Genomic DNA, 6880 nt, shown 5'->3' with positions numbered 1-6880 from the left:
GACCAAAAGCTGAGTTACGGTGTCTTGATGCACCAGAAAGTTGAACGGTCTGTCACGCCTAAATTCTTATTTCTTTATCTCTTAAATTTGAAAACAGGTGATGTAAACATACGAGAAAGTTGAGATATCTCATATAAAAAACACTCTGAATTCTGGTATAACTGGGCAGGTTCATTTAAGTTGACCCTGTCCTTATTTTATTTACACACTTTTTAGTCTTTCAATATCCTGGAATTCTTTTCTTAGTATTCCGGCCGCCCCAACCATATTTTTTAAGGAAGCCATGGTCTCAGCCCAGTCGCGAGTTTTCAGTCCGCAATCAGGGTTTACCCATAAGCGCTCTGCCGGAATTACCTGAAGCGCCCGGCGAAGCAAAGAGACCATTTCTTCCACAGAAGGCACGCGCGGGCTATGAATATCATAAATCCCCGGCCCTATTTCATTAGGGTACTTGAATTCCTTGAATGTATCCAGAAGTGTCATCTGGCTGCGGCTGGCCTCAATGCTGATTACATCAGCATCCATAGCTGCAATCCACTCGATAATGTCTTCAAAGTCGCAATAACACATGTGAGTGTGGATTTGGGTTTCCTCTTTTACTCCTGACGTGGCCAGACGAAAACAATTAACGGCCCAGTCCAGATATTCATGCCAATGTTTACGCTTTAAAGGCAGGCCCTCGCGCAGGGCTGGCTCGTCAATCTGGATAATTTTAACCCCGGCCTTTTCCAGATCCTGCACTTCTTTGCGAATAGCCATGGCAATCTGCTTACAGGTCAGGCTGCGTGGTTGGTCGTCACGGACAAAGCTCCAGCAGAGCATAGTTATGGGCCCGGTGAGCATGCCTTTAACGGGTTTTGCAGTCAGTGATTGGGCATAGGTGATCCAGTCTACAGTCATGGTTTTGGGACGGTACACATCCCCATAAATGATAGGGGGCTTAACACAACGTGTGCCATAACTCTGCACCCAGCCATTTTCCGTAAAACAATAGCCCGCCAGTTGCTCGCCAAAATATTCAACCATATCGTTTCGTTCAGGCTCTCCATGCACAAGCACGTCCAGGCCAATTTGTTCCTGCCTGGCCACCGTATCCTGAATAAAACCCTGCATGGCCCGAACATAATCTTCCTGACTCATCTGCCCTGTTTTAAACTTGCGGCGTGTGCTTCGTATTTCAGCGGTCTGAGGAAAAGAACCGATGGTTGTGGTTGGTAAAAGGGGCAGATTTAGATGTGCCCGTTGCTTTTGTCTGCGCTCAGAATAAGGAGCGCTACGTTTAAACATATATTCGTCAGTGGCCCGCAGTTCTCTTTGCACTTGTTCATTTTTGACCAAGGGACTATTTTGTCTGCTGGCCATTATTTTCCTGTTTTCAGCAAGAATATTCCGGACAACTTTTTTATCTATTGCATCAGCTAAAACGCGCAACTCAAAACATTTTTGTTTGGCAAAGGCCATCCAGGACCTGATTTCGGGATTTAGTTTTTTTTCCTCCTCCAGATCAATGGGCACATGCAACAACGAACATGACGGTCCAAGGAGTACCCTATCGGCACCCAGAGCTGTGCAGGCTTTTGTTATCATCTGCAGTCCCTTGTCCATATCTACCCGCCATATATTTCGGCCATCCACAATCCCTAAGGAAAGGGTCATAGAAGAGGGAAGTTCAGCTAAAATGGGACCGAGTTGATAAGGGGAGCGAACAAGATCCAGGTGTAGTCCGTCTATGGGCAGGGACATGACAATATCCTTGTGCTCCAGAATATCTCCAAAATATGTGGCCAGCATAATTCTGGCCTCTCCTTTTGCCTTGGCCAGCCGCTCATAAACGTTTTGGAAACGGGCGCGGACATGATCTGGCAGGTCTAACACCAGGATGGGTTCATCAATTTGAATCCACGTTAATTCCCTCCTCACCCCCGCAATAATCTCTTCGTACACATTGACAATAGCATCAAGATGATCCCACCGGTCAAAGTTGTCGTCCTTTGACTTGCCCAGATAGACATACGTCAAAGGGCCGGGAATAACAGCCTTGATATTGTTGAATCCTGCTTCTTTGGCCTCTCGTATTTCATTGAACAGCTTTGAGCTGGACAGAGAAAAGGTTTGTTCGGGTGTAAACTCAGGCACAATATAGTGGTAATTAGTGTCAAACCATTTGGTCATTTCCATGGCAATAATCCCACCATCTTCACCTGCCGTGCCACGGGCCATGGCAAAATAAGTGTCCAGATCAACTTCGCTGCCCTCCCAATTATAACGTTTTGGGACTGCTCCTAAAGCTGCAGTCATATCCAGAATGTGGTCATAAAAGGAAAAGTCCCCAACAGGCAGAAGGTCAATACCGGCATCATGCTGCAGACGCCAGTGGTTAAGACGTAATTCCTTTGCCTTCTGAAACAGAGTCTCCTTGTCAATTTCACCTTTCCAAAAACTTTCTACTGCCTTTTTTAACTCCCGATGCAGGCCAATGCGGGGAAATCCCAATGAATGTGTGAGCATAAACTCCTCCTTTGAAAATTAGATGCAGACATAAAGCACGCGCCAGGCCTGACAAAAAGCCATAAAAAAACCCGCCCTCACGGGCGGGTTTGCGTCAGAATTGTTTAGAATCAGGAGAAAAGACAATAATCCACAAGTGCCACATGCAAATTTGCATGGCCTTCTCCCATTCTATTCTTCACCCAAACCGCGAGGTGAAAATAGACGCATCCCAGGACGTCTTCTGGCTTCCGGAAATGGCTTAAGTTAGCGTATCCTTCCCAGGTTTCCCCAGTGAATACGCCAGCCAGAATATTTTCCGGTCACAGCAGCGCGTCTGCCACGGATTTGCACCGTGTTCCGTTTCCTGAGCGCGTTTTATGTCTGTTTAAAAGTAGAGGGAATATAAGGAGAACAAGTTTTTCCTGTCAAGGAAGATAATGTAGGAGTGCAAAAAAATACCTGACACGCTTCGGTGTTCTTAAACCCAAAGCCCTTGTTCCTGCCTTCTGGTCTTTATCTTTTCCAGCAAGGAATAAGGAATGTCCAGATTTCCTTTCCCTGTTCCCAAGGCAATATGAGGTTTGATCGTGCCATGGAAATCCGAGCCGCCACTGACCAAAAGGTCTAATTCCTGACAGAGGTATAAATAGGCAGCAGTTTGATCCGGCGTATGTTCAGAATACAAGACTTCTACTCCGTCAAGACCAAGTTTTTTCAGCTGGACAAGCTCCTTTTCCAAGGCAGGCAAATGCAAATTCAGAGAAAAGGGATGGGCCAAAATTACGGTAGCCTGTTCCTTTTTAAGCAAAGAGATAGCTTCTTCAGGAGTAAGCTTTTGCTTGGGCACATAGGCACTGCCCCGGGGGCCAAGGTACTTATTAAAAGCCTCCTGTATAGAGGGAACAATTCCTTTCTTCATCAAAACCTGGGCCAGATGGGGACGCCCCACACTTCCTCCCCCGGCCAATTCTTTGACTTCTGCATAAGTGATGTCCAGGCCTAAGTCTTGGAGCTTGGCAATCATCAGCTCGTTGCGCTTATTCCGCTTGGCCTGCAAAGACCTCAAAGCTGCATCCAGCTGCTCCGCTTCAGGCCTAAGCCACAGACCGAGGATATGCATAATCCCGTCCGGATAATCCACGCTTAATTCACAGCCGGGGATGACTTCTAGACCTAGTTCTTTTCCTGCCTGCAAGGCAGAGGCAAGCCCTCTGATTGTATCGTGGTCAGTAAGGGCAATGGCCTTCAAACCTTGTTTTTTAGCCAGTCGAACCAGTTCGGTGGGGGTCAAGGTACCATCAGAGGCAGTCGAATGGGTATGTAAATCTATTTCAGGCATGTGGTTAAATATGCACAGACTCAAACATTAACAAATTTATCAAAATTGTAAATTTCAATTTAAAAATTGTTCCGCCAAAGACAGAGGCAATTAAAACATGGTGTTATCAATAGATACAATAGATAAACAGACGAATACTTTTAGTCTTAATGCCAGTCTTTTTTCTTACGTTTGTCTTAAAAAACTATTTATTTTAACTTTAGCTTGTTTTAAACTCCAGACTATGAGTTGCTACTTGAAACGATACGTAATCCTGCCCCTAGTTAGATCGTAAGGGGAAAGCTCAACCTTGACCCTGTCTCCCGGCAAAATACGAATATAGTATTTACGCATTTTGCCAGAAATATGCCCAAGTACCACATGCCCATTATCCAATTTAACTCTAAACATGGCATTGGGCAGTGCTTCTTCAACAACACCTTCCACCTCAATGGCTTCTTCTTTGGCCATAAAAACTCCTTTCAAAGGTTGATTAGTTAGTTTAACAAATTTAAAATGAATTATAATTAATAAATTGAAGCTATGAACATGTCAAGATAAACCAAAATCAGACTTTAGTATATTATGAAAAATAATCTTTCCATAAAATGGAGTAAGGGCGGACTTGATGAAACCGTAGAGGTTATCCGGCCAGATCTGGTCAAAATTGAGCGATTGCAAACAAACGCGCCCCATGGCCCGAAGATTCTTTTTTTTAGTGGAGGTAGTGCTCTCAAGGCGTTAAGCCAGAAGCTCATCCAATACACTCATAACTCCATCCACATTATCACTCCCTTTGATTCAGGTGGCAGCTCTGCCAGGTTAAGGCATGCTCTACGCATGCCCGCAGTTGGGGATTTACGCAACAGACTTTTGGCGCTAGCTGATAAAAGCGTTCCTGGAATCCCTGAAGTGCGGGCTCTGCTTTCTTATCGCTTTCCCAACAATCTCCCTCAAAAAAACTTGAGCATGATTTGGGGTGATATAGTAAACGGGAGTAGTCATCTTTTCCTTAAAGTCCCCCACTCCATACGCGAAAATATTTGTGATTACCTGCGCATAGTTGAACAAAATTTATCTGCGGACTTTGACTTCAACAGGGCAAGCCTGGGCAATCTTGTTCTTGCTGGGCTCTACTTAAAGAGTAACCGGAAGATTGACAGGGCAGTTGAAGAATTTTCCCGCCTGGTAAACTCCAGGGGAGTAGTCCGGCCAGTGGTCAACAGAAGCCTGCATCTGGCGGCTGAACTGGAAAACGGACAAAAGATAGTTGGCCAGCATCTTTTGACAGGTAAAGAGGTGCAGGCGATCCAATCCAGAATTAATGATATCTATTTGGTAGAAGACAACACATCACTTCTGCCTATTGAGGTGCAAGTTGATACTAAAACCAGGGACTTGATATTAAACGCAGATTTGATCTGCTACCCTATGGGTAGTTTTTATACCAGCCTAATTGCCAATCTTTTGCCCAAGGGAGTTGGTGAAGCTATAGGTCAAAACCCCTGCCCGAAAATATTTATTCCCAACACAGGAATTGACCCGGAGTTGCAGGGGATAAACCTCTCGAAACAGATCAAAATTTTATTGAAATACTTGAGAAAGGATAAATCTTCCCTGAACATAAGCAAGTTGTTAAACTTTGTAGTGATGGATGTCGATACCAACAGGTATGCCGGAGGAATCCGGGGAGAGGAGCTATCCACCTGGGGGATTAAGGTTATCCGTTATCCATTGGTCACTAAAGACTCTGCCCCCTACCTAGATGTAGACCGTTTATGCGAGATTATTTTTTCAATAACATAAGAGTCTGTGACCAAATTTTAACCGCTGATTGAAAGCCTTGGTTTCTGAAATGCATTACAAACGGCTTGAACAAGCCATCTTGGCGAAGCTTGCGGAAAAGCAGAGCATCAGAGTGAATGGGGTAAATATTTTGCGATACTGACCATAACTATCGACAGTTTAAATTGAGCGATTTTTTTTGCAGTTCAAACTTTGAGATTGGTTCGCTACACTTTGTTCCACTCGCAATGACAGGGGCGAGATTGTCATTGCGAGGGCAGCGAAGCTGTCCGTGGCAATCTCACCCATTGAGTGAAAATGGCTCAACTCAGCTATAATTAAAAAAATATTTGTTTACCCTAAATATCCCATTATGCTCTGTCCGCAAGCAAGCTATAGCTAGGTCCAAATCTTTGGACCAGCATGAAAGAAATCAGGATTGAAAAAACTATGAAAAATTGCCCTCTGAGTAGGGTTTGACCACAAACTCATGCATGATTGAACTATCTCTGAAAAAAATAAAAAGGGACAAATTATACCTGCCTGTAGCGTGGTTAATTTGCCCCTTTACTGTCTTGCTGGTCGGGATGAGAGGATTTGAACCTCCGACCCCTTGAACCCCATTCAAGTGCGCTCCCAGACTGCGCCACATCCCGACAATAAACAATTATAGAAGATTTAAATCTTACTTGTCAACATTTTTTTAATATCGACAGGTTACAGTGCATATAAATTGGTGGAGGCGAGGGGATTTGAACCCCCGACCTCAGACTTGCGAAGCCTGCGCTCTCCCAGCTGAGCTACGCCCCCTCTTTTTGAGAAGATAGGAGGATAAGAAATTAAGAAGATAGGGGAAAGAATCGCTGTTTCTTAACTTCCCAACCTCTTATCCATTACTCTCCTTTGACCGGTTAATCAAGTATAAGATCTCAACTTTCTGACATGATTAACAACCTCAAATTACTGCACAATTGAAGAGTGCATTTTCTGAAATGCATTACAAACGGGTTGGGTAACACATCTTGGCGAAAATTGCGGAAGTGCTGTGCATAGGGAGGTTATTCCATCGAACTTTCGAAACCCATCATAACAACAGAAAAGGCATTAAGTAACATTCTATGAACTAACCCCATTATGCACAGCCCGCAAGCAAGCCTTAGATGTGTCCAAGTCTTTGTTAGCATTGAAGAAAATGCGCTCGCAAATTAACTCAGCAACTGTGTTTTTTGTCAATAGTTAATGGTTAAAATTTATTGGTTAGTTTATTTTGTTTTCAAGAACAATTTT

The 6880-nt window shown here is 44.1% G+C and carries 4 protein-coding genes, 2 tRNA genes and 1 riboswitch; of the genes, 1 reads left to right on the top strand and 5 read right to left on the bottom strand.

Annotated elements, in window-relative coordinates:
• Positions 1-201: 201 nt before the first annotated feature.
• From metE to infA, 3 genes are all read right to left on the bottom strand, one after another.
• Positions 202-2508: a 5-methyltetrahydropteroyltriglutamate--homocysteine S-methyltransferase gene (gene metE, locus KFV02_RS11140; protein WP_252381630.1), complete on the bottom strand. Its 2307-nt coding sequence runs from the start codon at positions 2506-2508 to the stop codon at positions 202-204.
• A 196-nt stretch (positions 2509-2704) separates the two neighbouring features.
• A riboswitch (cobalamin riboswitch) is annotated at positions 2705-2874 on the bottom strand.
• 94 nt (positions 2875-2968) lie between these two features.
• Positions 2969-3829 (bottom strand): PHP domain-containing protein, encoded by an 861-nt coding sequence (locus tag KFV02_RS11135; RefSeq protein WP_252381629.1) that lies wholly within the window; start codon positions 3827-3829, stop codon positions 2969-2971.
• Between the two features lie 231 nt (positions 3830-4060).
• Positions 4061-4279, bottom strand: a complete 219-nt coding sequence (infA, locus tag KFV02_RS11130) for a translation initiation factor IF-1 (protein ID WP_252381628.1) — start codon at positions 4277-4279, stop codon at positions 4061-4063.
• A 114-nt stretch (positions 4280-4393) separates the two neighbouring features.
• Between infA and KFV02_RS11125 the strand changes: the two genes are divergently transcribed.
• Positions 4394-5614, top strand: coding sequence for a GAK system CofD-like protein (locus tag KFV02_RS11125; protein WP_252381627.1), 1221 nt, complete (start codon positions 4394-4396; stop codon positions 5612-5614).
• 558 nt (positions 5615-6172) lie between these two features.
• On the opposite strand, the gene KFV02_RS11120 is transcribed toward KFV02_RS11125, so the two are convergent.
• Both KFV02_RS11120 and KFV02_RS11115 read right to left on the bottom strand, forming a co-directional pair.
• Positions 6173-6249 (bottom strand) — tRNA-Pro (locus tag KFV02_RS11120).
• A 78-nt stretch (positions 6250-6327) separates the two neighbouring features.
• A tRNA-Ala gene (locus KFV02_RS11115) sits at positions 6328-6403 on the bottom strand.
• Between the last annotated feature and the right edge of the window lie 477 nt (positions 6404-6880).

It is taken from the genome of Desulfovulcanus ferrireducens (genome assembly GCF_018704065.1).
In the GTDB taxonomy this organism is placed as follows: domain Bacteria; phylum Desulfobacterota; class Desulfovibrionia; order Desulfovibrionales; family Desulfonatronovibrionaceae; genus Desulfovulcanus; species Desulfovulcanus ferrireducens.
This window is presented reverse-complemented; position numbering and strand designations above follow the sequence as displayed.

Excerpts from the sequence above, each read along its gene's own strand:
- metE (WP_252381630.1), bottom strand. The coding sequence starts at position 2,508 with ATGCTCACACATTCATTGGGATTTCCCCGCATTGGCCTGCATCGGGAG.
- KFV02_RS11135 (WP_252381629.1), bottom strand. The coding sequence starts at position 3,829 with ATGCCTGAAATAGATTTACATACCCATTCGACTGCCTCTGATGGTACC.
- KFV02_RS11125 (WP_252381627.1), top strand. The coding sequence starts at position 4,394 with ATGAAAAATAATCTTTCCATAAAATGGAGTAAGGGCGGACTTGATGAA.
- infA (WP_252381628.1), bottom strand. The coding sequence starts at position 4,279 with ATGGCCAAAGAAGAAGCCATTGAGGTGGAAGGTGTTGTTGAAGAAGCA.